Annotated in this window: 23 protein-coding genes; 8 read left to right on the top strand and 15 right to left on the bottom strand. The window is 65.5% G+C overall.

The features are described 5' to 3' along the window. Window positions 1-2: 2 nt before the first annotated feature. A complete protein-coding gene (locus tag DCG74_RS14760; RefSeq protein ID WP_172787317.1) occupies window positions 3-296 on the bottom strand; it encodes a hypothetical protein in 294 nt (97 codons plus the stop codon). A gap of 279 nt (window positions 297-575) precedes the next feature. Between DCG74_RS14760 and DCG74_RS14755 the strand changes: the two genes are divergently transcribed. Beyond that, entirely contained in the window at window positions 576-6869 is a 6294-nt protein-coding gene (locus DCG74_RS14755; protein ID WP_172787316.1) for a HAMP domain-containing protein, read from the top strand. 13 nt (window positions 6870-6882) lie between these two features. Further along, a complete protein-coding gene (locus tag DCG74_RS14750) occupies window positions 6883-8370 on the top strand; it encodes an HWE histidine kinase domain-containing protein (protein WP_172787315.1) in 1488 nt (495 codons plus the stop codon). Here the strand turns inward: DCG74_RS14750 and DCG74_RS14745 are convergent. Then, complete coding sequence (locus DCG74_RS14745) at window positions 8367-8588, bottom strand: hypothetical protein (RefSeq protein ID WP_172787314.1); 222 nt, start codon at window positions 8586-8588, stop codon at window positions 8367-8369. The genes DCG74_RS14750 and DCG74_RS14745 overlap by 4 nt on opposite strands. 153 nt (window positions 8589-8741) lie before the next feature. Between DCG74_RS14745 and DCG74_RS14740 the strand changes: the two genes are divergently transcribed. Both DCG74_RS14740 and DCG74_RS14735 read left to right on the top strand, forming a co-directional pair. Next, the gene (locus tag DCG74_RS14740; protein WP_172787313.1) at window positions 8742-9005 is read left to right on the top strand and encodes a hypothetical protein; all 264 of its coding nucleotides are present in this window, start codon (window positions 8742-8744) and stop codon (window positions 9003-9005) included. 95 nt (window positions 9006-9100) lie between these two features. Continuing rightward, window positions 9101-9343, top strand: a complete 243-nt coding sequence (locus DCG74_RS14735) for a hypothetical protein (protein WP_172787312.1) — start codon at window positions 9101-9103, stop codon at window positions 9341-9343. Window positions 9344-9439: 96 nt separating this feature from the next. On the opposite strand, the gene DCG74_RS14730 is transcribed toward DCG74_RS14735, so the two are convergent. Beyond that, window positions 9440-9661, bottom strand: coding sequence for a hypothetical protein (locus DCG74_RS14730; RefSeq protein WP_172787311.1), 222 nt, complete (start codon window positions 9659-9661; stop codon window positions 9440-9442). Window positions 9662-9776: 115 nt separating this feature from the next. Here DCG74_RS14730 and DCG74_RS14725 point away from each other — a divergent pair, with 115 nt between their 5' ends. Next, window positions 9777-9971 carry a DUF3072 domain-containing protein gene (locus DCG74_RS14725; protein ID WP_172787310.1) on the top strand — a complete coding sequence of 65 codons (195 nt, stop codon included), beginning with the start codon at window positions 9777-9779 and terminating at the stop codon, window positions 9969-9971. A gap of 168 nt (window positions 9972-10139) precedes the next feature. Next, window positions 10140-10448: a DUF6496 domain-containing protein gene (locus DCG74_RS14720; RefSeq protein WP_172787309.1), complete on the top strand. Its 309-nt coding sequence runs from the start codon at window positions 10140-10142 to the stop codon at window positions 10446-10448. 6 nt (window positions 10449-10454) lie between these two features. Here DCG74_RS14720 and DCG74_RS14715 read toward each other — a convergent pair whose 3' ends face one another. Both DCG74_RS14715 and DCG74_RS14710 read right to left on the bottom strand, forming a co-directional pair. Then, window positions 10455-10817, bottom strand: a complete 363-nt coding sequence (locus DCG74_RS14715) for a hypothetical protein (protein ID WP_172787308.1) — start codon at window positions 10815-10817, stop codon at window positions 10455-10457. Between the two features lie 263 nt (window positions 10818-11080). Beyond that, window positions 11081-12616 carry a Do family serine endopeptidase gene (locus DCG74_RS14710; protein ID WP_172787307.1) on the bottom strand — a complete coding sequence of 512 codons (1536 nt, stop codon included), beginning with the start codon at window positions 12614-12616 and terminating at the stop codon, window positions 11081-11083. A 205-nt stretch (window positions 12617-12821) separates the two neighbouring features. Here DCG74_RS14710 and DCG74_RS14705 point away from each other — a divergent pair, with 205 nt between their 5' ends. After that, window positions 12822-13658 (top strand): universal stress protein, encoded by an 837-nt coding sequence (locus DCG74_RS14705; protein ID WP_172787306.1) that lies wholly within the window; start codon window positions 12822-12824, stop codon window positions 13656-13658. A gap of 21 nt (window positions 13659-13679) precedes the next feature. Here DCG74_RS14705 and DCG74_RS14700 read toward each other — a convergent pair whose 3' ends face one another. The 10 genes from DCG74_RS14700 to DCG74_RS14655 all read right to left on the bottom strand — a co-directional run bounded on the left by DCG74_RS14700 (window position 13680) and on the right by DCG74_RS14655 (window position 24904). Beyond that, window positions 13680-13892, bottom strand: coding sequence for a hypothetical protein (locus DCG74_RS14700; protein ID WP_172787305.1), 213 nt, complete (start codon window positions 13890-13892; stop codon window positions 13680-13682). 168 nt (window positions 13893-14060) lie between these two features. After that, the gene (locus tag DCG74_RS14695) at window positions 14061-15917 is read right to left on the bottom strand and encodes a bifunctional diguanylate cyclase/phosphodiesterase (RefSeq protein ID WP_172787304.1); all 1857 of its coding nucleotides are present in this window, start codon (window positions 15915-15917) and stop codon (window positions 14061-14063) included. A gap of 244 nt (window positions 15918-16161) precedes the next feature. Beyond that, the gene (gene rpe / locus DCG74_RS14690) at window positions 16162-16899 is read right to left on the bottom strand and encodes a ribulose-phosphate 3-epimerase (RefSeq protein ID WP_172787303.1); all 738 of its coding nucleotides are present in this window, start codon (window positions 16897-16899) and stop codon (window positions 16162-16164) included. Further along, window positions 16896-17831: a CbbX protein gene (gene cbbX, locus DCG74_RS14685; RefSeq protein WP_172787302.1), complete on the bottom strand. Its 936-nt coding sequence runs from the start codon at window positions 17829-17831 to the stop codon at window positions 16896-16898. Before cbbX ends, rpe begins: the two co-directional genes overlap by 4 nt. Before the next feature lie 97 nt (window positions 17832-17928). Continuing rightward, entirely contained in the window at window positions 17929-18336 is a 408-nt protein-coding gene (locus DCG74_RS14680; protein ID WP_172787301.1) for a ribulose bisphosphate carboxylase small subunit, read from the bottom strand. An 11-nt stretch (window positions 18337-18347) separates the two neighbouring features. Further along, entirely contained in the window at window positions 18348-19808 is a 1461-nt protein-coding gene (locus tag DCG74_RS14675; protein ID WP_172787300.1) for a form I ribulose bisphosphate carboxylase large subunit, read from the bottom strand. Between the two features lie 39 nt (window positions 19809-19847). After that, window positions 19848-20930, bottom strand: coding sequence for a class II fructose-bisphosphate aldolase (gene fba / locus DCG74_RS14670; RefSeq protein WP_172787299.1), 1083 nt, complete (start codon window positions 20928-20930; stop codon window positions 19848-19850). Between the two features lie 12 nt (window positions 20931-20942). After that, a complete protein-coding gene (gene tkt / locus DCG74_RS14665) occupies window positions 20943-22961 on the bottom strand; it encodes a transketolase (protein ID WP_172787298.1) in 2019 nt (672 codons plus the stop codon). Between the two features lie 16 nt (window positions 22962-22977). Continuing rightward, the gene (locus DCG74_RS14660) at window positions 22978-23853 is read right to left on the bottom strand and encodes a phosphoribulokinase (RefSeq protein WP_035716173.1); all 876 of its coding nucleotides are present in this window, start codon (window positions 23851-23853) and stop codon (window positions 22978-22980) included. A gap of 13 nt (window positions 23854-23866) precedes the next feature. Beyond that, window positions 23867-24904 carry a class 1 fructose-bisphosphatase gene (locus tag DCG74_RS14655; protein ID WP_172787297.1) on the bottom strand — a complete coding sequence of 346 codons (1038 nt, stop codon included), beginning with the start codon at window positions 24902-24904 and terminating at the stop codon, window positions 23867-23869. 119 nt (window positions 24905-25023) lie between these two features. Between DCG74_RS14655 and DCG74_RS14650 the strand changes: the two genes are divergently transcribed. Next, complete coding sequence (locus DCG74_RS14650) at window positions 25024-26001, top strand: LysR family transcriptional regulator (protein ID WP_172787296.1); 978 nt, start codon at window positions 25024-25026, stop codon at window positions 25999-26001. Window positions 26002-26167 lie beyond the last annotated feature (166 nt).

The following is a 26167-nucleotide window of genomic DNA, read 5'->3' as shown; positions in this document are numbered from 1 at the left end:
CTCTACTTGTCGCTCGGACGTTGCTGGCTTTGCGGCCGCACGGTGCGGTCACTCTCCGGCATCTTGTCGCGGCCTGCATCGCCGTTGTCGTCCTTGCCGCCGGACGACGACGTGCCGCTTCCGCTTGGATTCGAGCGGGTGGCCGCTCCGGTGGTCGGCGTGTCCGCCCGCGGGTTGGCGGAGCTTGCGGCGGGGTCGCCCGTCACGGACCCGCGCCCGCTCGGCGCACCGCCCTGCGCCAGGGCCGATCCCGCGGCAAGCACGATAATGGCGATGGCGGCAAGTCCTGCTTTCATATCCGTTCTCCCTGTCTGCGCTGGCTAACCGTCGGGCTCGGCGCTCCGTTCCGAAGGATGGACGCCGACGGACGCAGGGGGCGACCGGACCCGGGAGGCATTTTCTTTCCGAGCGGTGTGGAACCAAATCGGGGCATCATCGTTAGCTCGGTCGGGCTGAGCAAAGCGGGTTCCATTTCCCGGCGCCATACGTTGGCGCTTGATTTCGAATTTGGCTGACGCTCTATTCGACCAACGCGTCTTGCCTCGGATTCGGCCGACGCCTGCGGGGGAATCAGTATGAGCGACCTCGATCCCGGAACTGCATCACGCTCCGGTCGTCGCGTCCCAAAGCCAAAAATCAACGGTACGTCCGAGCCGGATTCCCGGGCGGAACTGCTACTCGCCTTGCAGGCGATGCGCAGCGGTGACTTTTCGGTCCGCATGAGCGGCGACTATCTCGGCATTGACGGCAAAATTGCCGACACTCTTAACGAAATCATCGCAGCCAACCAGCGCATGGCACAGCAGCTCGAGCTGGTCGGCCAGGTGGTGGGGCGCGAAGGCAAGACCCGCCAGCGCGTGAAGTTCGGCCTCGCCTCCGGCTCCTGGGCCGACATGGAAGGTTCGGTCAATACGCTGATCGACGACCTGTTGTGGCCGACGCGCGAGGTGACGCGCGCCGTCGCCGCCGTGGCACAAGGCGACCTGCTGCAGACCGTCAAGCTCGACGTCGACGGCCGTCCGCTCGGCGGCGAGTTCTTGCAGTCGGCGACCATCGTCAACACCATGATCAAGCAGCTCGGCGTGTTCACCTCCGAGGTGACGCGCGTCGCGCGCGAGGTCGGCACCGAGGGCAAGCTCGGCGGCCAGGCCCAGGTGCCCGAGGTGACCGGCGTCTGGAAGGACCTCACCGAGAGCGTCAACTCGATGGCGAACAACCTGACCAACCAGGTTCGCAACATCGCCGAGGTGACGATCGCGGTGGCCAACGGCGACCTCTCCAAAAAGATCACGGTCGACGTCCGCGGCGAGATCCTCCAGCTCAAGGAAGCCATCAACACGATGGTTGACCAGCTGCGCTCGTTCGCCTCCGAAGTGACGCGCGTTGCGCGCGAGGTCGGCACCGACGGCAAGCTCGGCGGCCAGGCCATCGTGCCGGGCGTCGCCGGCACCTGGAAGGACTTGACGGACTCGGTCAACGCGATGTGCGGCAACCTGACCGCACAAGTGCGCAACATCGCCAACGTCACCACCGCCGTGGCGCGCGGCGACCTCTCGCGCAAGATCACGGTGGACGTGCGCGGCGAAATCCTGGAGCTGAAGGACACCATCAACACCATGGTGGACCAGCTCAACTCGTTCGCCTCGGAAGTCACGCGCGTCGCGCGCGAGGTGGGCACGGAAGGAAAGCTCGGCGGTCAGGCCCAGGTGCCCGGCGTGGCCGGCACCTGGAAAGACCTCACCGACAACGTCAACTTCATGGCCTCGAACCTGACCGCGCAGGTCCGAAACATCGCCGACGTCGCGACCGCCATCGCGAGCGGGGATCTCTCGAAGAAGATCACGGTGAACGTCTCGGGCGAAATCCTTCAGCTGAAGGAAACGCTCAACACCATGGTCGACCAGCTCAACGCCTTCGCCGGCGAAGTGACGCGCGTGGCGCGCGAGGTCGGCACCGAGGGCCGGCTCGGCGGCCAGGCCAACGTGCTCGGCGTCGCCGGCACCTGGAAGGACCTGACCGAGAGCGTCAACTCGATGGCCTCGAACCTGACCGCGCAGGTCCGCAACATCGCGGAGGTGACCACCGCAGTCGCCGGCGGCGACCTCTCGAAGAAGATCACCGTGGACGTGCGCGGCGAAATTCTGGAGCTGAAAGACACCATCAACACCATGGTGGACCAGCTCAACGCCTTCGCCGGAGAGGTCACGCGCGTGGCGCGCGAGGTCGGCACCGAAGGCAAGCTCGGCGGCCAGGCGGTGGTGCGCGGCGTCGGCGGCACGTGGAAGGACCTCACCGACAGCGTCAACTCGATGGCCTCGAACCTCACCGGCCAGGTCCGCAACATCGCCGAGGTCGCAACCGCGGTGGCCAAGGGCGACTTGTCCAAGAAGATCACGGTGAACGTGTCGGGCGAAATCCTTCAGCTGAAGGAAACGCTCAACACCATGGTCGACCAGCTCAACGCCTTCGCCGGCGAAGTCACGCGCGTCGCCCGCGAGGTCGGCACCGACGGCAAGCTCGGCGGCCAGGCCGACGTGCCCGGCGTCGCCGGCACGTGGAAAGACCTGACCGACTCCGTGAACTCGATGGCGGGCAACCTCACCGCCCAGGTCCGCAACATCGCCGAGGTCGCGACCGCGATCGCCGGCGGCGACCTGTCGCGCAAGATCACCGTGGACGTGCGCGGCGAGATCCTTCAGCTCAAGGACACGCTGAACACGATGGTCGATCAGCTCAACCGCTTCGCGGGCGAGGTGACGCGCGTGGCGCGCGAGGTCGGCACCGAAGGCCGGCTCGGCGGTCAGGCCAACGTGCCCGGCGTCGCCGGCACCTGGAAAGATCTCACCGACAGCGTCAACTCGATGGCGGGCAACCTCACGGCCCAGGTCCGCAACATCGCCGAGGTGACGACCGCGGTCGCGCGCGGCGACTTGTCGCGCAAGATCACCGTCGACGTGAAGGGCGAAATCCTCGAGCTGAAAAACACCATCAACACCATGGTGGACCAGCTCAACGGCTTTGCCGGCGAAGTGACGCGCGTCGCGCGCGAGGTCGGCACCGAGGGCAAGCTCGGCGGCCAGGCCGAAGTGCCCGGCGTCGCCGGCACCTGGAAGGACCTCACCGACAACGTCAACTTCATGGCCTCCAACCTGACGGCGCAGGTCCGCAACATCGCCGAGGTCGCGACCGCCATTGCCGGCGGCGACCTGTCGAAGAAGATCACGGTGGACGTGCGCGGCGAGATCCTGCTGCTCAAGGACACCCTGAACACCATGGTCGAGCAGCTCCGCTCCTTTGCCGCCGAGGTCACGCGCGTGGCGCGCGAGGTCGGCACCGAAGGCCGGCTCGGCGGCCAGGCCGTCGTGCCCGGCGTCGGCGGCACCTGGAAGGACCTCACCGACAACGTCAACCTCTTGGCTGCGAACCTCACCACCCAGGTCCGCAACATCGCCGAAGTCACCACAGCGGTCGCGCGCGGCGACCTCTCGCGCAAGATCACAGTGGACGTGAAGGGCGAAATCCTCGAGCTGAAGAACACCATCAACACCATGGTGGACCAGCTCAACGCCTTCGCCGGCGAAGTGACGCGTGTCGCGCGCGAGGTCGGCACCGAGGGCAAGCTCGGCGGCCAGGCCCAGGTGCCCGGCGTCGCCGGCACGTGGAAGGATCTCACCGACACCGTCAACTTCATGGCGGCGAACCTGACCGAGCAGGTCCGCGGCATCGTCAAGGTGGTGACCGCGGTCGCCAATGGCGATCTGAAGCAGAACCTCACCGTGAAATCGAAGGGCGAAGTCGCGGCGCTCGCCGACACCATCAACAACATGACCGAGACGCTCGCGACCTTCGCCGATCAGGTGACCTCGGTGGCGCGCGAGGTCGGCGTCGAAGGCCGGCTCGGCGGCCAGGCCAACGTGCCCGGCGCCGCCGGCACCTGGAAGGATCTCACTGGCAACGTCAACCTGCTCGCGGCCAACCTGACCTCGCAGGTGCGCGCGATCGCGGAAGTCGCAACCGCGGTGACCAAGGGCGACCTGACGCGGTCGATTCAGGTCGACGCCCGCGGCGAAGTGGCGGAGCTGAAAGACAACATCAACACGATGATCACCAACCTCCGTCTCACGACGGACGTGAACACGGAACAGGACTGGCTGAAGACCAACCTCGCCAAGTTCACCAACATGCTCCAGGGCCAGCGCGACCTCACCACCGTCGGCCGGCTGCTGCTCACCGAATTGTCGCCGCTGGTGAACGCCCACACCGGCGTGATCTACCAGGTCGAGAACGAGAACGATCCCCAGCTCCTGCTGCTCGCCTCCTACGCCAGCGACGGCGTCTACCCCTATCAGCCGGTGCTGCAGTTCGGCGAAGGCCTGATCGGCCAGTGCGCCTTCGACAAGCGGCCGCGCGTCGTCTCCGACATTCCGTCCGACGTGGTCCCGATCAACTCGGCGCTGTTCCGCGTCGCACCGAAGAACCTCGTCGTGCTGCCGGTCCTGTTCGAAGGCCAGGTCAAGGCCGTGATCGAGCTCGCCTCGCTCGTCTCCTTCACGACCTCGCAGATGACGTTCCTGGAGCAGCTCACCGACTCCATCGGCATCGTGCTCAACTCGATCGAGGCCACGATGCAGACGGAAGGTCTGCTCAAGCAGTCGCAGCAGCTCGCCGGCGAGCTGCAGACCCAGCAGCGCGAATTGCAGCAGACCAACGACCAGCTCGAGCAGAAGGCGCAGCAGCTCGCCGAGCGCAACGTCGAAGTCGAGCGCAAGAACCAGGAGATCGAGCAGGCCCGCCGCGCGCTCGAGGAGAAGGCGACCGAGCTCGCGCTGACGTCGAAGTACAAGTCCGAATTCCTCGCCAATATGAGCCACGAGCTGCGCACGCCGCTGAACTCGATCCTGATCCTCGGGCAGCAGCTCAGCGACAACCCCGATGGCAACCTCTCGGCCAAGCAGGTCGAATTCGCCCGCACCATCCACGGCGCCGGCACCGACCTCTTGAACCTCATCAGCGACATTCTCGATCTCTCCAAGATCGAGTCCGGCACCGTGACGGTCGACGCCGAGGAAATCCTGACCGCGAACCTGCTCGAGACCGTCGGCCGGCCGTTCCGGCACGAGGCGGACAACCGCAACCTGTCGTTCAAGATCGACGTCGATCCGAACCTGCCGCGCAGCATCGTGACCGACTCCAAGCGGCTGCAACAGGTTCTGAAGAACCTGCTCTCCAACGCCTTCAAGTTCACCGCCGACGGCGAAGTGCGCCTGCAGGTCACCGGCGCCATCGGCGGCTGGGGGACGGATCATCCGGTGCTGAACTCCGCGCCGGCCGTGATCGCCTTCGAAGTGTCCGACACCGGCATCGGCATTCCCCTGGAGAAGCAGAAGCTGATCTTCGAGGCGTTCCAGCAGGCCGACGCCGGCACCAGCCGCAAATATGGCGGCACCGGCCTCGGCCTTGCGATCAGCCGCGAGCTGGCCAGCCTGCTCGGCGGCGAGATCCACCTGCGCAGCGCGCCGGGCAAGGGCTCGACCTTCACGCTCTATCTGCCCTTGAAATATTCCGGCCCGACCCTCGCGCCGCGGGCGCCAGCGCCGCAGCAATACAGCCAGCCGCCGGCGCTGCAGCCGGCCGCGCCTGACCAGCAGCGCGTCATCGAGCAGCTGCCCGACGACCGCCTCAACCTCGAGCCCGGCGACACCATCCTCCTGATCGTCGAGGACGACCCCCATTATGCCCGCGTGCTGGTCGATCTGGCCCGCGACAAGGGCTTCAAGGTCCTGGTCGCCGCGCGCGGGGCCGAGGCCCTCGAGCTCGCCAAGCAGTACCAGCCGACGGCCGTCTCCCTCGACGTCTTCCTGCCCGACATGCTCGGCTGGACCGTGCTGAGCCAGCTCAAGCACAATCCGCTCACCCGCCACATCCCGGTCCAGATCATCACGCTCGACGAGGACCGCCAGCATGCGCTGGCGCGCGGCGCGTTCTCCTTCGTCAACAAGCCGACGACGACCGAGGGCGTCTCGGCCGCGCTGACGCAGATCAAGGAATATGCGCGGCCGCGGCGCAAGCGGCTCTTGATCGTCGAGGACAACGAGGCCGAGCAGCTCTCGATCCGCGAGCTGCTGCACCACGACGACATCGAGATCCTGGCCACGGATACCGGGGCCGGCGCGCTCTCGACGCTGCGCGAGCAGCCCTGCGATTGCGTGGTGCTAGACCTCAGGCTTCCCGACATGAGCGGCTTCGAGGTGCTCGATCAGATCCGCAACGACGAGGCGCTGTCGAACATCCCCGTCGTGGTGTTCACCGGCCGCGAGCTTTCCGCCGAGGAGGATGCCGAGCTCCACACCATGGCACGCAGCATCGTGGTCAAGGGCGTGGAATCGCCCGAGCGCCTGCTCGACGAGACCGCGTTGTTCCTGCATCGCGTGATCACGGAGCTGCCGGTCGAGAAGCAGCGCATGCTGGAGAAGCTGAACAGTTCCGACGAGGACCTGATCGGCAAGACCGCCCTGCTCGTCGACGACGACGCCCGCAACATCTTCGCCCTGTCCAGCGTGCTGGAACGACGCGGCATGAAAGTGCTGACGGCGACGACGGGCAGCGAGGCGGTGACACTGGTCGAATCCAATCCGGAGATCGCGATCGTGCTGATGGACATCATGATGCCGCAGATGGATGGCTACCAGACCATCGGCGTGATCCGCGAGAACCCGGCCTTCTCCCGTCTGCCGATCATCGCGTTGACCGCCAAGGCGATGAAGGGCGACCGCGAGAAGTGCCTCGAAGCCGGCGCGTCCGATTACCTCGCCAAGCCGGTCAACACCGACCAATTGCTGCTTGCGATCCGCATGTGGCTGCATCGCTGAGTTGGACCCGCGTATGGACCAGGAAAAGGTCAACATCCTGCTCGTCGACGATCAGCCGGCCAAGCTGCTCGCCTATGAGGTGATCCTGAAGGATCTCGGCGAGAACCTCGTGATCGCCTCCTCGGGCCGCGAGGCGCTGGAGGTGCTGCTCAAGACCGAGATCGCGGTGATCCTGGTCGACGTCTGCATGCCCGAGCTCGACGGCTTCGAGCTCGCCGCGATGATCCGCGAGCATCCGCGCTTTCAGAAGACCGCGATGATCTTCATCTCAGCCATCCAGGTCAGCGACATCGACCGGCTGCGCGGCTACGAGATGGGCGCGGTCGATTACGTGCCGGTGCCGGTCGTGCCGGAGGTGCTTCGCGCCAAGATCAAGGTGTTTGCCGAGCTCTACCGCAAGACGCGCGAGCTCGAACGGCTGAACCACGAGCTCGAGGACCGCGTCCGCGCCCGCACCGCGGAACTGGAGGCTTCCACCGCGAAGCTGCGCGAGAGCGAGCAACGGCGCAGCATGGCGATCGCGGCCGGCAAGATGGGGTCCTGGGACTGGGACTGGATCAGCGGCGATTGGATGTGGGACGAGGGGCAATACCGCATCTTCGGCGTCAGCCCCGAGGATTTCGAGGTCACTCCGGGCAGCGTTCAGGCCCTGTTGCACCCCGACGACGTCGATCAGTTGCGCAAGGCGATCGCCGAATTCAACAAGGGCACGCGCGCCTACGAGACGGAGTTTCGCATCGTGCGGCCCGACGGCGAGGTGCGCTGGTGCGTCGGCACGGCGGCTGCGACGACCGACGAGAGCGGGCGCGTGGTGCGGGTCAGCGGCGTAACCGTCGACATCACCGAGCGCAAGCGGGCCGAGGAGCGGCAGAACCTGCTGGCGCGGGAAGTCGATCACCGCGCCAAGAACGCGCTGGCGCTGGCGCAGTCGATCGTGCGCCTCACCCGGGCCGACGAGGTCAAGGCCTATGTCAATGCCGTCGAGGGGCGCATCAATGCACTGGCGCGCGTGCACACCATCCTGTCGCTGTCGAGCTGGCAGGGCGCCGAGCTCTCCAGGCTGATCGACGAGGAGCTTGCGCCCTATTCGCTCGGCGGCCAGATCAAATTGGCAGGGCCCGAAGTTCAGCTGGTGCCGGCGACGGCCCAGACGCTGGCGCTCGCATTGCACGAGCTCTTCACCAACTCGGCCAAGTACGGCGCGCTCTCGACCCGATCGGGGCGGCTCGCGATCGACTGGCAGGTCGACGCAGAGCGGCTCACGCTGAGCTGGGAGGAATCCGGCGGTCCCCTGGTCAAGACCCCGAAATCCCGCGGCTTCGGCACGCGAAGCCTGCTTGCGAGCATCGAGTCCCAGCTTGGCGGACAGGCGCAGTTCGATTGGCGCGCCGAGGGCCTGTTGTGTCGTCTGGAGGTGCCGTTGACACGCAAGAGCGCGACGACCGCACCCGGCAAATTCGACACTGCGGGCGCTGCCGAATTGCAGCGCGCATCCGGCTAGCCGGACGCTGCGCTCGTCATGCGCTGAGCCGTGCGCGGTTCGCGCGCGATACGCCCTTCGAGCCAGGCTTCCGTTCGCGCGAGATCGCGCAGCGCCCTCGCGTAGCGGCGAGCCGCGCTCCGCTCCGCGCCACGCGGGAGCTTGCGCGCCTTGCGCAGGATGTCCGCGGCTGCGTTGCGATAGGCCAGCGAGCGGTAAAGAAAGACGACCTTACCCATGTCGATGTTCCCCGTCGATGTTCCCGTTTTGCCGGCGCTCATCTTGGCAAGCCCGGCATGAACGCCGGATGAAGCGGGCGATGACAATTCCTTCAGCGGAACGGAACCAGGGAATCACGAGCGCGTTGGCGTGGCAGTTCGGGATGCCGTCGCATGCGCACCAACAACAAGAAGTCGTCCGAGCTGATCTCTGCCAGCGGCCTTATCAGGCTGATGACGCATGCAATGATGGGCGCAGCGCTCGGCCTCACCTTCAGCCTCGCGCTCGTCCTGTCCAATCCAGCCGTGGCCAACCTGCTGAATAACGGCGGGGGCCAGGCCGCGACGGTCTTCGCCCTCACCTTGGTGACGACCTTCGCGATCGGCGCGACGCTCACCGGCGCCGTGTTCATCCTGGCCGAGGACAAGCAAACTTGAAGCGTGCGTGACGTACGGAAGATGCTTTGCCGGGAACTCCTGCCGCGAGGCGCGGTTTGCTGCCTGCGTCAATTTAACACAGGGAGTTCCCCCGCATGAACACGACCAAGCTCGCTCTCGCCGTCATGGTAGCAACCGGCCTTGCCGCGACGCCGTTCGCCGCCCAGGCCAAGTCGCACAAGGCCAAGCATGGATCCTCGACGTCATCGTCGCAGACCACCGGCGCCAACACCAAGTCTTCCAAGGGCGCTGACCCCACGGGCCAAGGCGGCGCCGGCCCGGGCTCCGATCAGAGCGGCACCATGACGAACAAGGGCAGCATGACCAACACCAAATAGGCGCTCCCAAATCATGGAGGGCCCCGCCATTGCGGGACCCTCTGTCTTCCATCTTATCTTGGGGTCGGCACTTGGCGGTATCCGGCGCCAACGATCTCAGCGGCGCTCGGCTGCGCGCGCGGGATTGCCGCCTGTCTTCACGGGACGAAGGCGCACCCGGTCGCGGACGTCAGGCAGAACGTCGCTGCCGCCGGCCGCCTTCCATTCGGCAATCAGGAGGTTGATTTTCCGGCGCAGGTCCATCTGCGCCAGGGCCCTTTCCGTGCAGTCGCGATCGCGCTCGACGAGGTCGCGCACCGACGCCTCGACGTCGGCCATCTCAAGCCTCAAGGCTCTGATTTTACGTCGAATTTCATTAATTCTGTTGTCCGTGGCTTGTTAGAACAAAATAAGAACATATAGTCAAGTCACGATTTCAGGACGGAGACGCCAGATGCAGGTTCAAGGTAAATACGACGCCAGATTTGTACTTGGCGAGCAGATGACGCGGGCGCAGGGCCTGAAGCTGAAGCGGCTGAGCGATGAGGCCTATCAGCCCGGCCAATATGCGCGGGATCTGTCCTTTAGCGAGGCCGCACGACGCATCCAGGCGCTGGAAGCGGAGATCGAGCTGGCAAATTCCTTCTAGAGCATGGTCCGGAAAAGTGTGCGGCGATTTTCCGAAGAGATCATGCTCGAACAATAGCCTAAAGCGCGATGACGGTTCATCCTAATCGCATCGCGCTTTAGCTGCGCCGCCCGCGCTCCCGGAACCATGGCTGTGCCGAATGGTTCTCCTCGCCGAGGGAGAACATGCATGGCACGCAAGGCAAAGAAACGCCGCTACTCAAGCAGCTCGGGCAGCGATGTCGCCAGCGAGATGCGGCGCTACAAGAAGGGCACCGCGAAGAGCGGCCGAGGCGGGCGCGGCGGCCGCGTCAAGAGCCGCAAGCAGGCGATCGCGATCGGATTGTCGAAGGCACGCAAGAAGGGAAAGAAGGTCCCGAAGAAGGCTTCGACGCGCAAGAGCGCCAACAAGACGTCCAAGAAATCGTCGAGGACGTCGTCCAGGAAATCATCGAGCAAGAAATCATCGAAGCGCAAATCATCCAAACGGTCGCGCTGACCGGTCTCAGATCATGCTCCCCGGCATGAAGCAGCGGATCGAAATCCCGAACGCAGTCTTGACCGGCCACACCATGGTGCGGCCGGCCCGGTTCGGCTCGGTGATGACGGCTTCATCCGGCACGTCGATCCACTGCCCGTCGAGGCGCACACGGTAACGCCCGTTGTGCGACTCCCAGTCGGGATCGGCGACGGCGAAACCGTCCGCATCCGAGCAGCACGGACCGAGATGGCTGCGCAAACTGTCGAACCATGGCTTCAGAGGGGAATCCGCGTAGCGGCCGTCGTCGCGCCCGAGGGCGTTTCCGCCTGAGAGCACCAATGGCGCCACCAGCAGCGCACTCCTCAGCGAGACCTTCAATCGATCCATGTCGGCACCGATCTCATGTGAACCGCCGGCGAGTTCCAAAAATCGCCGCGAGGTTCGAAGTTCCACGCTTGCAACCCCTCTCAGCGGCGACGTTGCCGCAGAGCACCGAGGCACCTGGCGAGTGTGATCAGCGAACACGGCTTTTTCGGACGCACCCGGTCACCCTACCTGCCGTTAACGAGAATGTTATCGGACCTGGCGAGCTCGTGTGCGAAAGGCGGCCCGAGGCCGCCTTTCTGGATTTGTAGCGGTCGAGGTTCGCGTTAGGCGAGTGGCACCGCGACGAAGCGGGTGGCCTCCGCGCTTCTGATCTGCAGCAGCACGCTGCGCTTGCCCGACGATTTGGCCTGCGCCAGCTCGGAGCGCACCTCGCCGACACTGCTGACAGCCTTGCCGCCGACATTGACGATGACGTCGCCGGTCCGGATGCCGCGTTGCGCGGCCGGGCCTTGCGGATCAACCTCGGTGACGACCACGCCGTTCTGGCCTGCGCCCTGAACGTCACCTGCCGGCGCCAGGCTGAGGCCGAGGCGCGGCATGCCGGCACCCGACTGCCCCATGCCCTCGTTGCCCTTGGCCTGCCGCTCGTTCGGCAACTCGCCGAGCGCCAGGGTCACGGTCTTGCTGCCACCCTTGCGGAAGACATCGAGCTTCACGGACGTGCCCGGCGCCAAGCCGGCGATGGTGCGGGCGAGATCGCGAGAATCCTTGATCGCGGTGCCATTGACCGCGGTGATGACGTCCCCCGCCTCGATGCCGGCCTTCGCCGCCGGGCTGCCATCTTGCGGATTGTCGACGATCGCGCCGCGTGCCTCCTTCAGGCCGAGGCTGTCGGCCATATCCGAGGTCACCGGCTGCACCTGCACGCCGAGCCAGCCGCGGGTCACCGCGCCCTTGTCCTTCAGCTGCGCGACGACGAGCTTGGCGGTCGAAGCCGGGATATCGAAGCCGATGCCGACCGAGCCGCCCGAGGGCGAGAAGATCGCGGTGTTCACGCCGATCACGTTGCCGTTCATGTCGAAGGCCGGGCCGCCGGAATTGCCCTTGTTGATCGGCGCATCGATCTGGATGAAGTCGTCGTAGGGACCATTGCCGATATCCCGGCCGCTGGCCGAGACGATGCCCGCGGTCACGGTGCCGCCAAGACCGAAGGGATTGCCGACCGCGACCACCCAGTCGCCGATGCGCGGCTTCTGGTCGGAGAAATTGACGAACGGAAAGTCCTTCTTGCCGTCGACCTTGATCAGCGCGAGATCGGTCTTCGGATCGGTGCCGACGACCCTCGCGGTGTAGGTCGTGCCGTCGTCCATCGTCACCTGCACGGACTGGGCGCGATCGACGACGTGATTGTTGGTCACGGCATAGCCGTCCGCGGAAATGAAGAAGCCGGAGCCTTCGCCCGTGATCATCTGGTGGCGCTGGCGCGGCATGCCGTTCGCACCGCCCGGGAAGCGGAAGCCGAACTGCCGCGAGAACTGGTCGAACGGCGTGTCCTCGTCCGAATCCATCCGGTTCTGCTGCAGCATCGCGCTCTTGTCGTTGTCCTGGTCGATTTTGACCCGCACCGAGATCACTGCGGGTTTGACCTTGCTGACGAGATCGCCGAAGCCGGGCGGCGTCGCGACGGCTTCGGCCGCCTGAGCCGGCGCAATCAAGGAGGTGATGCCGTACGGCGAAGCGCCCGGCGCAATAGCCAGGGCGGCCACGCCCAGCGCGGCCACGGTGCCGAGCAGCGCGAGCCGGCGCGGCCGCAAGATCTTGCGAGACGTGGTGATGTCGGAATTGACGCGATCGTTCATGTCGAAATATCCATGTTGAGCGGGTGTCGCCTTGCCCTCAACATGGTCGCTGCCACCTTACGGCGTCCCGTCCGTCCGATTAAATCTCGGCAAAGAATGGATGAGCGGGCGCAGCAGGCAACCCGGAGGTTTGATGCAGCTCAACGCGCCTCCTTCGCGCAGTGAAAAACTGCGACCATCCGATGATGCTCAGCGGAGGCGCGCCATGTACAAAGACATTCTCGTCCACATTCCCACCGAACGTCCCATGCGTCCTGCGATCGAGGGCTCGATCTCGCTCGCGGCGAAGTTCAACGCGCATCTCGACGCGGTCGCGGTCGGCTATGTCGCCACCAGTGCAGCCTACGTCATGGAAGGTGGCGCGGCCGTGGCGGCCGTGTTCGAGCTGGAGCGCGAGCGCGCCGTGGAGCGGGCCGAGGCTGCGCTCGCGGTATTCAAGAGCGAGGCGGCGAACGCCGGCATCTCCTATACCTGCCACGCACTCGGCGCGATCCCGGTGGATGCAGCCGGCTCGCTCGGCGAGATGGCGCGTTTGCACGACCTCAGCATCGTGCTCCAGCCCGATCCGGCGCAAGGCGCGTTCGACAACGACGTGCCCAGCGAGATCCTATTCCAGGCGGGCGGCCCGGTGCTGTTCCTGCCCTACACGTTTCGAGGAGCCTTCAAGGCGAACCGGATCGGCATCTGCTGGGACGGCAGTCGCCTTGCCGCCCGCGCCATGCGCGACGCAGCCCCGTTCCTGGCCCGCGCTGAAGAGATCGTGATCATCAGCGTCAACGAGACCGACGCCGTCGCCGGTGAAGCTTCAGCACGCGGCCTGGCCAGACATCTCGGCCGGCGCGGACTGTCGACCCGCATCGTCGGCCGGACGGCAACCCGCGCCGACATTCAGCCGATCATCCTGTCGCTGGCGGCCGACGAGAGCCTGGATCTCCTGGTGATGGGCGGCTACGGCCATTCGCGATTGCAGGAGCGCGTTCTCGGGGGCGTCACCCGCGCCATGCTGGAAGCCATGACGGTCCCGACGCTGATGTCCCATTGAGGCGAGCCCGGCTTGGCGCCGTCACGCCGCGACGGGAGCTTTCCATGTCTCCGGCGCGGCGGCGTCTTTGTCGCGGTGCACATTGCACGCGTCGAAATGCGCCTGGAGCTCGATTTCAGCGAGATATTCGAAATGTTCGGCCTGGCCGAGGAGTTCCCAGGTCTGGAGCGGCCGGTATGCCGCCTGCTGACGGCAGAGGGACGCCAGCGCCCGGTAGCGACGTACGTTCTCCATGAGACCCTCCCTCGCGTTCACAGGCTTATTCTCCTGATTTGCGTCAGGCCGATGGCGCTTATGCAAAACATTTGCTGCGCGCTCAACGCGCCTAAGCCAAGTTAATTTTCGAGAAGCGCCGGTAAGGATTTTTGTTCCAAACGTCCGCTTGGAACTGTGTGCCCGACCCTAGGCGTAGAGGCGGCGCTCCACGGCGACGCCGACCAGGTCGAGATAGCGTTCGATCAGGTCGGGACGGCCGACGAGATAGCCCTGCATCTCCTCGCAGGCCTCGCGCGCCAGAAAAGCACGCTGGGCTTCCGTCTCCACCCCCTCGGCAACGACCGGGATCTTCAGCGCGTGCGCCAGGCTCAGGACGGCGCGGACAATTTCGGCCGATTGCGGCGTCGCCTCCAGGTTTGAGATGAAACTGCGGTCGATCTTAATCTTGTCGAACGGGAACGACTGCAGATAGGACAGCGAGGAATAGCCGGTGCCGAAATCATCCATGGCGATGCGGATGCCGAGCGCCTTCAGCCGCCGCAGCAGATCGAGCGCGCGGTTGAAATCGCCGATCAGCACGCCCTCGGTGATCTCGACCTCGAGCCGCGTCGGCGTCAGCCCCGTCTCCAACAGGATCTGGTGGATCGAGCGCTCGAGATCGCCCGCCTGGAACTGGACCGGCGACAGATTGACTGCGACCTGCAACGGCCTGGGCCAGGATGCCGCCTCGCGGCACGCCTCGCGCAGAACCCATTCGCCGATCTCGACGATCAGCCCATTCTCCTCGGCGAGCGGAATGAACTGGTCCGGCGGCACGAACCCCCGCGTCGGGTGATTCCAGCGCAGCAGCGCCTCGAAGCCGATGACCTCGCCATCCACCCGCGCCTGCGGCTGGAAATAGACGAGGAGCTGGTTCAGCTCCAGCGCCTGCCGCAGATCGTGCTGCAACAGCCTGCGGTCGCGCAGCTCCTGGTCCATCTCGGATTCGAAGCAGCGGACCCGGCCCCTGCCCTCGCGCTTGGCGCGGTAGAGAGCCGAGTCGGCGTTGGCAAGCAGCGTCGCCGCGTTCACGCCATCGTCCGGATAGAACGCGATACCGACGCTGAGGCCCACATGGGAGAGATAATCGTCGACCTCGAGCTCCTTGCCGATCGTCTCGACCAGGCGTTCGGCCAGCGCCAGAACATCCTCACGGTTGGCATCGTCGGGCATCAGGATCATGAACTCGTCGCCGCCGATGCGGGCGACGAAGGCGCCTTCGGCTTCCGCGGCAAGCCGGTCGGCCGTCGCCCGCATCAGCATGTCGCCGACGGGGTGACCGAACACGTCGTTGACCTCCTTGAAGCGGTCGAGATCGAGGCTCAGCACGGCGAAACTGGTCGACGCCTCCTGCGCCCGCTCCAGCCGTTCGTCGAGCGCCGCGGCGAAGGCGCTGCGGTTCGGCAGGTCGGTCAGCGCATCATGATATGCCAGGTGGCTGATGCGTTCCCGGGTGGTGACGCGCTCGGTGACGTCCTCGATCACGCCGACCAGATATTGCGGATCGCCAGCGTCATCCGTGATCAGCATTTTGCGTGAATTGACGACGCGGTCGTGACCCTTGACCCCTATTTCGAGCAGGTGCTCCTCGAGGAACATCGGCATGCCGCTGGCAACGACTCGACGATCCTGCTCGTTGACGATACGTGCGACGTCAGCCGGAAAGATCTCGTCGGGTGTCCGGCCCAGCATCTGCTCGCGGGGCATGCCATAATAGGTCTCGCCGGCGCGGTTGAGCAGGATGTAGCGCGAATCCTTCGCGCATTTCGCGAACACGGCGATCGGGATGTTTTCGACGATAGTGTCGAGGAACTCCTGCGTCCGCAGCAGATCCTGCTCGACCTCATCGTGCGTGTGCGCGCGTGCCTCGATCATTCGCTGGCGGTCGCGTTCGCTAGCCACATAGGCCGCGCTGACGAGTTCGCCCAGCTTGACCACGTCGACTCCTCCGCTGGCGTCTGTGGCGCAGCGAAGCTGCTCGGCGAACAGGCGATGCATGCTCATGGCATCGCCTCGCGCCGCGTACAGGCCTCATGCCTGCCAATTTGCTGGATCCGCATCCCCGCGCTCTCTCGCGTTCCTGGACCGCAGACTGCGACGCACAGCATTGCCCGGGCGTTAATCGAAGCTTCGCGTCAAACCCGTTGGTTACCCCGGCCTGAAAGACTTGCCCGCTAACTTCGTCGAAAGTGCCACGGCTTGGGACAACCGGCACGCCGGATCTTCCGATGCGTGAACCTCCCGTAGTCTACCGGATACGGCCTCCATCGCTTACGCGCTTCGGCTGTACGGAACTATCTTGCAGTTTCGGAACCCGTCCCGCCTCCGCAGCGATCCGAATGGCGGCGATGTTGGCGGCGTAATCGGCGCTGCCCTTGCCGCGGAACACCGCGGAACCCGCCACCAGCGTATCGACACCGGCGGTGGCAACCGCTGCAGCATTGTCGCACGTGATGCCGCCATCGACCTCGAGCCGGGTCGGCCGGTCGCCGATCATGCTGCGAATGCGCCGGATCTTGTCGAGCTGGGATTCGAGGAAGGCCTGGCCGCCGAAGCCCGGATTGACCGTCATCACCAGCACGAGGTCGAGACGATCGAGCACATATTCGATCGTGCTCTCCGGTGTCGAAGGACACAGGCTGACGCCGGCTTTCTTGCCGAGCGCCCGGATCGCCTGGAGCGAACGGTCGAGATGCGGACCCGCTTCGGCGTGAACAGTGATGACGTCAGCGCCCGCCTTTGCGAACGCTTCGAGATAGGGATCGACCGGTGCGATCATGAGGTGCACGTCGAAGACCTTCTTCGTCAGCGGCCGGATCGCCTTGATGACGTCAGCACCAAAGCTGATGTTGGGGACGAAATGACCGTCCATGACATCGCAATGGATCCAGTCGGCGCCGGCCGCGTCGATCGCCGCGATCTCCTCACCGAGACGCGCGAAGTCTGCGGCCAGGATCGAGGGAGCAATAAGGATCTCGCTGGTCATGCCTTCACGCTCCTTTCCGCGACCGGACCGCCGCTGAAGACGCGGCTTGCAAGGACATCCGCCGGGTCGATGGTTTCGAGGTCGGCGACATCGAGCATGCGATCGAGATCGGACACCAGCCGATCGGCTTGCCGCAGGCGGATGCGGTCGACGGCGTTGCGGATCGAGCGCGCATTGGAGAAGAACGGCTGCGTCCGGCGCAGCGCGATGTATGTCTCGAACGCCTCGCGCGCCGCGGCCGAGAAGCGATAGCCGCGCTCCTTCAGCATCAGCTCGGCAATGACGAGCAGCTCGGCCTCTGCATAGTCAGGGAATTCGATGTGGTGGGCGATGCGCGAGCGGAAGCCGGGATTGGAGGCGAAGAAGCTCGTCATCCGCTCGCCATAGCCGGCGAGGATCACGACGAGGTCCTCGCGCTGGTTCTCCATGACCTGGAGCAGGATCTCGATCGATTCCTGGCCATAGTCGCGCTCGTTGTCGGGACGATGCAGGTAATAGGCCTCGTCGATGAACAGCACGCCGCCCATCGCCTTCTTCAGGATCTCCTTGGTCTTCGGCGCGGTGTGGCCGATATACTGGCCGACGAGATCGTCGCGCGTCACCGAGATCACTTGCCCGCGCCGCACGAAGCCGAGCCCGTGCAGGATCTTGGCCATGCGCAGCGCCACTGTGGTCTTGCCGGTGCCGGGATTGCCGGTGAACGACATGTGCAGCGTCGGCGGCGCCGAGGCCAGCCCCGCACGCTGCCGGATGCGCTCGATCAGCAGCAGCGAGGCGATCTGGCGCACGCGGTTCTTGACCGGCTTGAGCCCGATCAGCTCCTGATCGAGCTGCTGCAGCGTCTCGGTGATTCCGGCCGCTTCAGCCTCCTTGCGGAGATCAAAATGAGTCTCGCTGTGTTCGGTCGTGGTTGCGTGGGGGACATCGAGCATGGCTACCCTCGAAGAAAAGAGCTTCGCCGCGGGAGGCGGCGAAGCAGTGGTCCGCCAGGATACGAAGCAGGGAGAGCTTCGCGCGGAAGCGGATGACCTAAGCTGGTGCAGGCGCGGCCGGCTTTCGAGCCGTGGTGTAGCGGATCGCGCGGCCGCCGACCTCCTGCCGCACCAGCTCGAACTCCGTCTCTTGCTTCGGCCGGTTGACGAGGAAGGAGATCCGCACCGATTCCCAGCCGTGGCCGGAATCGAAGCCGCTGATGCGGATGTAGCGGTCGCCATAGACCCTGCGGCACTCGGCGAGCTCCATCATCACGCCGGCGGCGTCCTGGAGATCGAACATCGGCAGGCCCCACATCTCCCAATAGGTGTTGCGGGGATGCGGATCGTCGGTGAACTCGATGTTCACCGCCCAGCCATTGGCGAGACAGTACTGCACCTGGCTGGTAATCTGCTCGTCGGTCAGATCCGGCAGGTACGAGAAGCAGCCCTGGGTGATCTTCATCTCAAATCTCCTCAGACGGTTTCCAGCGCCGTCGGCACGAAGTCCGGCGTGTCGGTGGATTGATAGTTGAAAGTGACGTCCTTCCAGACCTCGAGCGCGGCCTTCAGCGGCGTGCAGGTCTGGGCTGCCTTGGCCAGGATCTCCGGGCCTTCGTGGACATAGTCGCGGCCCTCATTGCGGGCGAGGATCATCGCTTCCAGCGCCACGCGATTGGCGGTCGCGCCGGCCGCAATGCCCATGGGATGGCCGATCGTGCCGCCGCCGAACTGCAGCACGACGTCCTCGCCCAACAGGTCGAGCAGCTGGTGCATCTGCCCGGCATGGATGCCGCCGGAAGCGACCGGCATCATCTTGTTGAGGCTCGCCCAGTGCTGGTCGAAGAACAGGCCGTGCTCGAGCTTGGTCGGATTGAAATCCTCGCGGCAGACATCGTAATAGCCGCGCGTGGTGTTGGGATCGCCTTCGAGCTTGCCGACCACGGTGCCGGCATGGATGTGGTCGACACCGGCGAGCCGCATCCATTTGGCGATGACGCGGAACGACACGCCATGGCTCTTCTGCCGCGTATAGGTCGAATGACCGGCGCGATGCAGATGCAGGATCATGTCGTTGCGGCGCGCCCACTTGGCCATCGACTGGATCGCGGTGTAGCCGATCACGAGGTCGATCATGACGATGACCGAGCCGAGCTCCTTGGCGAATTCCGCGCGCTCGTACATGTCCTCCATCGTCCCCGCGGTGACGTTGAGATACGTCCCCTTCACCTCGCCGGAAGCTGCCTGCGCGCGGTTCACCGCCTCCATGCAGTAAAGGAAGCGGTCGCGCCAGTGCATGAAGGGTTGTGAGTTGATGTTCTCGTCGTCCTTGGTGAAGTCGAGCCCGCCCTTCAGCGCCTCATAGACCACGCGGCCGTAGTTGCGGCCAGAGAGCCCGAGCTTCGGTTTCACCGTTGCGCCCAGCAGCGGCCGGCCGAACTTGTCGAGCCGCTCGCGCTCGACCACGATGCCGGTCGCCGGTCCCTGGAACGTCTTCACATAGGCGACCGGAAAGCGCATGTCCTCGAGGCGCAGCGCCTTCAGCGGCTTGAAGCCGAACACGTTGCCGATGATGGAGGCCGACAGGTTCGCGATCGAGCCCGGCTCGAACAGGTCGAGATCGTAGGCGATATAGGCGAAATACGAGCCCGGCGTGCCCGGCACCGGATCGACTCGGTAGCATTTCGCGCGATATTTCTCGGCCGCGGTCAGGCGATCGGTCCACACCACTGTCCAGGTCGCGGTCGAGGATTCGCCTGCCACAGCAGCTGAGGCCTCGATCGGGTCGACGCCCTCTTGCGGCGTGACGCGGAACAGCGCGATGACGTCGGTGTCCTTTGGCGTGTAGTCGGGCTCCCAATAGCCCATGCGCTTGTACTCCATCACGCCGGAGCGATAGCGCTCTTTGCCGCGGACCGTGCCTGCATGTGCGTTCATGTCTCTCTCCTGCTCTTTTCACTCTTCTCTGCTGATTGGTTAAGCGGCAACAGGCTCGCGGGTGATGCGCGGGTCCAATTCGCCCGCCCGATAGCGCCGCGCCATCTCGCTCATCGGGACCACCTTGATCCTGCTGGCATGGCCCGCGGTGCCGAACTGCTCGAACCGCTCGCGGCAAAGCTCGCGCATCGCGTCCATCGCCGGCTTCAGGAACTTGCGCGGATCGAACTCGGAGCGCGTTTCCGCGGCCACTTTCCGGAACACCGCGGTCATCGCGAGACGGCAGTCGGTGTCGATATTGACCTTGCGCACGCCGCTTCGGATGCCGCGAACGATCTCCTCCACCGGCACGCCCCAGGTCTGCGGCATCTCGCCACCGAACTGGTTGAACATGTCCTGCAGCGGCTGCGGCACCGAGGAGGAGCCGTGCATGACCAGATGCGTGTTCGGCAGCCGGCGGTGAATCTCCTCGACCACCCGCATCGCCAGGATGTCACCATCGGGCTTGCGGCTGAACTTGTAGGCGCCGTGCGAGGTGCCCATCGCAATCGCCAGCGCATCGACCTTCGTCGCGCGGACGAAGTCGACGGCCTGGTCCGGATCGGTCAAGAGCTGGTCGTGGCTGACCTTGCCCTCGACGCCGTGGCCATCCTCCTGCTCGCCGCCGCCGTGCTCGAGCGAGCCGAGCACGCCGAGCTCGCCTTCGACGGAAGCGCCAACCCAATGGGCGAGATCGACGACGCGGCGCGTGATCGCGACGTTGTAGTCATAGTCAGCCGCCGTCTTGGCGTCGGCCTTGAGTGAGCCGTCCATCATGACCGAGGTGAAGCCATGCGCGATGGCCGAGGCGCAGGTCGCTTCGTCATTGCCGTGGTCCTGGTGCATGCAGAGCGGGATGTCCGGATAGGTCCGCTCCAGCGCGTCGATCATGTGCGAGAGCATGAGATCGCCGGCATAGCTGCGCGCGCCGCGCGAGGCCTGGATGATGACGGGCGCATCGACCGCGGCCGCCGCCTGCATGATCGCAATGCCCTGCTCCATGTTGTTGATGTTGAACGCCGGCACGGCGTAGCCGTGGCTGGCAGCGTGATCGAGCAATTGGCGAAGGGTGATACGGGCCACGGGTCGTCCTCCTTATTGGCTTTTGCGGGCGATCGCCCGGCGGGCCGCTTCCGCAATGCTTTGCGGCGTGATGCCGAATTCGCGGTACAGGACCGGCGCCGGCGCCGAGGCGCCGAAGCCGCGCATGCCGACGAATTCGCCGTCAGCGCCGATCCAGCGATGCCAGTCGCCGGCGACAGCGGCCTCGACACCGACACGCGGTGCGGTGCCGAGCACGGCGGCGCGGTAGTCCTCCGGCTGTTCCTCGAACAGCGCGAAGCACGGTGCCGAGACGACGGCGGCGCGAACGTGCTCGGTCGCCAGCAGACGCGCAGCTTCCAGCGCGATGGAAACTTCCGAGCCGGTTGCGATCAACGTCACGTCGCGGCCGCCATCCGGCGAGACGACGAGATAGGCACCGTTCGCGACGCGGTTTCTGCCGCGGGCGTCGCTGCGGAAGGTCGGCAGCGCCTGCCGCGACAGGCACATCACGGACGGACGGTTTTCGGAGCTGAGTGCGCAGTCCCAGGCTTCCAGCGTCTCCACCGCGTCGGCAGGACGGAACACCAGGAGGTTCGGAATCACGCGCAGTGCCGCGAGATGCTCGACCGGCTGATGCGTCGGGCCATCCTCGCCGAGACCGATGGAGTCGTGCGTCATCACATGGATGACGCGCAGCCGCATCAGGGCGGCAAGTCGGATCGCCGGCCGGCTGTAGTCGGAGAACGCGAGGAACGTGCCGCCATAGGGGATGAAGCCGCCATGCAGCGCGAGGCCGTTCATCGCGGCGGCCATGCCGTGCTCGCGGATGCCATAGTGGATGTAGTCGCCGGTGAATGCACCGCTCCTGACCGCAGCTTGCGCCTTGGCGTGCGTCAGGTTCGAATGGGTGAGGTCTGCCGAGCCGCCGATCAGGCCGGCTATCGTTCCAGCAATCCCGTCGAGCACCTGCTGCGAGGCCTGCCGCGTTGCGAGCTTCGGCCGCTCGCTGGCGAAGCGCTCGCGCAATTTCGCCGCGGCCAGCGCATACGAAGCCGGCAGAGCCACGGCCTTGCCTTCTACGAACAGATCGCGTTGCTCAGGCGTGGCGTTTTCGTAACGATCAAGCCAGGCGAGACGGTCGACCTGCCCGCGCTGCCCGATCATCCGCCACGCCTTGAGCACCGGGATTGGCACCACGAAGGGCTGATAGTCCCAACCCAGAGTCCGGCGCGCCGCTGCCGTCTGCTCGGTGCCGAGCGGCGCGCCGTGCGCCTTCTCGGTGCCCTGCCGATCAGGCGCGCCATAGCCGATGATGGTGCGGCAGGCGATCAGCGACGGTTTTGCGGTCCCCCGCTCCTCCGCAATCGCCTGCGCCACCGCTTCGGGATCATGCCCGTCGACGCGGCGCACCGACCAGCCGGAGGCGGCGAAGCGCGCGAGCTGGTCGTCCGACGTCGCCAGCGAGGTCGGCCCGTCGATGGAGATGCCGTTGTCGTCGAACAGCACGATCAGCCGACCGAGCCCGAGATGGCCGGCAAGCGAGATCGCCTCCTGGCTGATGCCCTCCATCAGGCAGCCGTCGCCCGCGATGACATAGGTGAAGTGATCGACGAGGCCATCGCCATGCCGCGCATTCGCCATGCGCTCGGCAAGTGCCATGCCGACCGCGGTCGCAATGCCCTGGCCCAGCGGTCCGGTCGTGGTCTCGACACCAGGCGTGTGGCCATACTCGGGATGGCCCGGCGTCTTCGAGCCCCATTGGCGGAAGGCCTTGATGTCGTCGAGGCTGACATCGCCACCGGTCAGGTGCAGCAGCGCATAGAGCAGCATCGAGCCGTGCCCCGCCGACAGCACGAAGCGGTCGCGGTCCGGCCAGTTTGGGTGGGCCGAGTCGAACTTCAGGAAGCGCGAGAACAGCACGGTTGCGACATCGGCCATGCCCATGGGCAGGCCGGGATGGCCGGACTGCGCTGCCTCGATGGCGTCGACCGCTAGGAAGCGGACGGCATTGGCAAGATCGTTGTGCGTGACCGCATTGAGGTCGGCTTCGGCGTGGACGGAGATGTTCATCGGAGTCTCTCCCTGTTCACTTCAGGCTGCGCTTGCGCTCGATCAGCTGCATGATCAGCGGCGTCAGGATCAGCTGCATCGCGAGGTCGAGCTTGGCGCCGGGGCACACGATTGAATTGGCGCGGGACATCCAGCTCTGCGGCAGCATCGAGAGCAGATAGGGGAAGTCGATACCGCGCGGGTTCTTGAAGCGGATCACCACCATCGATTCGTCCGGCGTCGGGATCCAGCGCGCGATGAACGGATTCGAGGTATCCACCGTCGGCACCCGCTGGAAGTTGATGTCGGTCTCGGTGAATTGCGGGCAGATGTAGTGGATGTAGTCAGGCATCCGCCGCAAAATCGTGTCGGTGACGGCCTCGGTCGAATAGCCACGCGCGCTGCGGTCGCGGTGCAGCTTCTGGATCCATTCGAGATTGATGACGGGCACGACGCCGATCTTGAGGTCGGCATAGCGCGCGACGTTGACCTTGTCGGTGACCACCGCGCCGTGCAGGCCTTCGTAGAACAACAGGTCGGAGTTCTCCGGCAGCTGCTTCCAGTCGGTGAAGGTGCCGGGTGCCGCGCCATGCAGCGCCGATTCTTCGGCGTCGTGGACGTAGTGCCGCGTCACCGCGGTTCCGGTCTCGCCATAGTCGCGGAAGGCGCGCTCGAGCTCCTCGAACAAATTGGTCTCGGGGCTGAAATGGCTGAAGTGCTTGTTGCCGCGCTCGGCCTCCTTCGCCATCTGCGCACGCATCTCGGCGCGGTCGTAGCGATGGAAGGCGTCGCCCTCGATGTAGGCGGCATTGACCTTCTCGCGGAAGAAGATCTGCTCGAAGGTCTTCTTGACCGAGGTGGTGCCGGCGCCGGAGGAGCCGGTGATCGAGATGATCGGATGTTTCCTGGACATGGCGTGACCTCGCTTAGAGCCGGAAGAATCCGCGCCGCGCGAACAGCGGCGCCGAGACGCTGGCGACCAGCAGCGGATCGCAATGCAGCTCCTCGACGCGCCGCACCTCGTTGCTCGAGCCCATGATCAGCGGCACGCGCTGGTGCAGGCTCTGCGCCGACAGATCGAGGATGCGCTCGCGCCCGGTCGAGGCCGAGCCGCCGGCCTGCTCGATGATCATGGCCATCGGATGCGCCTCGTAGGTCAGGCGCAGGCGGCCGTCGCCGTAGCCGGGACGCGCATCGGAGGGATAGAGGAACACGCCGCCGCGGGTGAGAATGCGATAGGCCTCCGCGACCAGCGAGCCGATCCAGCGCATGTTGAAATCGTGGTTGGCGGGCCCGTCGACGCCGGCGAGGCATTCGTCGATGAAGGCGCGCACCGGCGGATCCCAGTGCCGGCGGTTCGAGGCGTTGATCGCGAACTCCTCGCAGGCTTCGACGATCTGCACGGCGCTACGCGCGAGGCGGAAGCAGCCCGCCTTGCGATCGAGCGTGAAGATGTCGACGCCGTCGCCGAGCGTCAGCACCAGCGAGGTCTGCGGGCCGTAGGTGACGAAGCCCGCCGCCAGCTGCGCCGAGCCGCGCTGATGGAAGGCCAGTGAGAGATCATCGGGGGCCGGCAGGATCGAGAAGATCGTGCCGACGGTCATGTTGATGTCGATGTTGGAGGAGCCATCGAGCGGATCGATCGCGATGCAGATGCGCCCCTGACGATCGACGATCTGGGCCTCGCGCATCTCCTCCGACGCCAGCGCGGCGATCGGCAGCCGGCCGAGGCAACGGCGCAGGATCGCGTCCGCCTGGACGTCGAGGTCGCGTTGGAGATCGCCGTCGCTGTTGCGCCCGGTGGTGAGGCCCGAGGCGTCGGCGAGATCGCCGCTGGCGATGAGACCGGCAATCTCGATCGCCGCCGCCGCGATGGCGTCGACGGCGCCGGCCACCGCGAGCGCGTGAGGTGCGGTCTCGGAATACCGTTGAAGGTGGTCGTCCAGCCTGAGTTGCCCGGTCATCTGCGTCCATCCCCTGGGCCGGTGCCGCATCCGTTCCCTCCACTCTGGAGGTCGGTGCGGTCAGTCCCGGCATCAGGAGATTGACAGCGGCGGCTTAATAAGGAAAATTTCTATTCATAATGAGCCTCAAAGAATTTTCTTATAATGGTCCCGGCCATGCGGCGGCCCAGCTCCGGCATTTGACGATCCGGCAGCTGCGCTCGCTCGCGGCGTTGTCGGCCAAGGGCAGCGTGACGGCGGCGTCCGGCCATCTCGGGCTGACCCAGCCGGCCGTGACCCAGCAGCTGCGGCAGCTTCAGGACCTCGCCGGCCTGCCGCTGGTGCAGCGGACCGGCGACGGCATGCTGCTGACCGAGGCGGGCAAGGAAGTGCTGGCGCTGGCCGAACGAGTCGAGGCCGCGATCACGGATTGCCAGGGCGCGCTCGACCTGCTCGCGGGGCGGACCGGCGGCACGGTGCATCTCGGTGCGGTCTCGACGGCCAAGTATTTCGTGCCGCATGCGATCGCGGCGTTCTCCAAGCGCTACCCCAAGATCGAGATCAAGCTCACCATCGGCAATCGCGAGGAGATCCGCGAGGCCATGCACGGCTACGACCTCGACTTCGCGGTGATGGGTCGGCCGCCGGCCGACGTCACCGTCGACGTCCGCCAGCTCGGGCGCAACCCGCACGTCATCGTCGCGCGCAAGGGGCATTGGCTGGAGAAGGATTCCGGCCTCAGCCTGACCGACCTCGTGCACGAGACCTTCCTCACCCGCGAGCCGGGCTCGGGCACGCGGACGCTGATGGAGGGCATGTTCCAGAAGTCCGATCTCGAGCCGATCATCGGCATGGAGATGAGCAGCAACGAGACCATCAAGCAGGCGGTGATCGCCGGGCTCGGCATCGCCTTCATCTCGGCCCACACCGTGGCGCATGAGCTCGCCGAGGGCCGGCTGGTCGTGCTCGACGTCGCAGGCCTGCCGATCGTCCGGCAATGGTACGTGATCCGCCGCAGCGACAAGGTGCTGCTGCCGCCGGCGCAGGCGATGTTCGATTTTCTCGGCTCGGAAGGCTCGAATTATCTGCCCGACGTACCCGAACTCGGCGGGCGGTAGCCGGCCGGCGCTCAGCTCAACAGCTTCATGGCAAGGGTCGCCGCCAGCACCACGATGATCTGGAGCAGGCGCTCCGTCGTGAAGATGCGGTTGAACGTGGTCATCTTTTGCCCCGGCCGTCGTGAAGTAGATTTCGATCGACCCGTTGCTAGCACAGAAGGGCGCG

The sequence above is a fragment of the Bradyrhizobium sp. WBAH42 genome, from assembly GCF_024585265.1.
Taxonomy (GTDB): Bacteria; Pseudomonadota; Alphaproteobacteria; order Rhizobiales; family Xanthobacteraceae; genus Bradyrhizobium.
The sequence above is the reverse complement of the archived record's forward strand: the minus strand, read 5'-3'. Positions and strand labels throughout refer to the sequence as shown.

Coding starts and splice junctions, on each gene's coding strand:
- DCG74_RS14705 (WP_172787306.1), top strand. CDS start 12,822: ATGTACAAAGACATTCTCGTCCACATTCCCACCGAACGTCCCATGCGT.
- DCG74_RS14720 (WP_172787309.1), top strand. CDS start 10,140: ATGGCACGCAAGGCAAAGAAACGCCGCTACTCAAGCAGCTCGGGCAGC.
- DCG74_RS14745 (WP_172787314.1), bottom strand. CDS start 8,588: ATGGGTAAGGTCGTCTTTCTTTACCGCTCGCTGGCCTATCGCAACGCA.
- DCG74_RS14695 (WP_172787304.1), bottom strand. CDS start 15,917: ATGAGCATGCATCGCCTGTTCGCCGAGCAGCTTCGCTGCGCCACAGAC.
- DCG74_RS14740 (WP_172787313.1), top strand. CDS start 8,742: ATGCGCACCAACAACAAGAAGTCGTCCGAGCTGATCTCTGCCAGCGGC.
- cbbX (WP_172787302.1), bottom strand. CDS start 17,831: ATGCTCGATGTCCCCCACGCAACCACGACCGAACACAGCGAGACTCAT.
- tkt (WP_172787298.1), bottom strand. CDS start 22,961: ATGAACATCTCCGTCCACGCCGAAGCCGACCTCAATGCGGTCACGCAC.
- DCG74_RS14680 (WP_172787301.1), bottom strand. CDS start 18,336: ATGAAGATCACCCAGGGCTGCTTCTCGTACCTGCCGGATCTGACCGAC.
- DCG74_RS14730 (WP_172787311.1), bottom strand. CDS start 9,661: ATGGCCGACGTCGAGGCGTCGGTGCGCGACCTCGTCGAGCGCGATCGC.
- rpe (WP_172787303.1), bottom strand. CDS start 16,899: ATGACCAGCGAGATCCTTATTGCTCCCTCGATCCTGGCCGCAGACTTC.
- DCG74_RS14700 (WP_172787305.1), bottom strand. CDS start 13,892: ATGGAGAACGTACGTCGCTACCGGGCGCTGGCGTCCCTCTGCCGTCAG.
- DCG74_RS14760 (WP_172787317.1), bottom strand. CDS start 296: ATGAAAGCAGGACTTGCCGCCATCGCCATTATCGTGCTTGCCGCGGGA.
- DCG74_RS14650 (WP_172787296.1), top strand. CDS start 25,024: ATGAGCCTCAAAGAATTTTCTTATAATGGTCCCGGCCATGCGGCGGCC.
- DCG74_RS14675 (WP_172787300.1), bottom strand. CDS start 19,808: ATGAACGCACATGCAGGCACGGTCCGCGGCAAAGAGCGCTATCGCTCC.
- DCG74_RS14655 (WP_172787297.1), bottom strand. CDS start 24,904: ATGACCGGGCAACTCAGGCTGGACGACCACCTTCAACGGTATTCCGAG.
- DCG74_RS14750 (WP_172787315.1), top strand. CDS start 6,883: ATGGACCAGGAAAAGGTCAACATCCTGCTCGTCGACGATCAGCCGGCC.
- DCG74_RS14660 (WP_035716173.1), bottom strand. CDS start 23,853: ATGTCCAGGAAACATCCGATCATCTCGATCACCGGCTCCTCCGGCGCC.
- DCG74_RS14755 (WP_172787316.1), top strand. CDS start 576: ATGAGCGACCTCGATCCCGGAACTGCATCACGCTCCGGTCGTCGCGTC.
- DCG74_RS14725 (WP_172787310.1), top strand. CDS start 9,777: ATGCAGGTTCAAGGTAAATACGACGCCAGATTTGTACTTGGCGAGCAG.
- DCG74_RS14735 (WP_172787312.1), top strand. CDS start 9,101: ATGAACACGACCAAGCTCGCTCTCGCCGTCATGGTAGCAACCGGCCTT.
- DCG74_RS14715 (WP_172787308.1), bottom strand. CDS start 10,817: ATGGATCGATTGAAGGTCTCGCTGAGGAGTGCGCTGCTGGTGGCGCCA.
- DCG74_RS14710 (WP_172787307.1), bottom strand. CDS start 12,616: ATGAACGATCGCGTCAATTCCGACATCACCACGTCTCGCAAGATCTTG.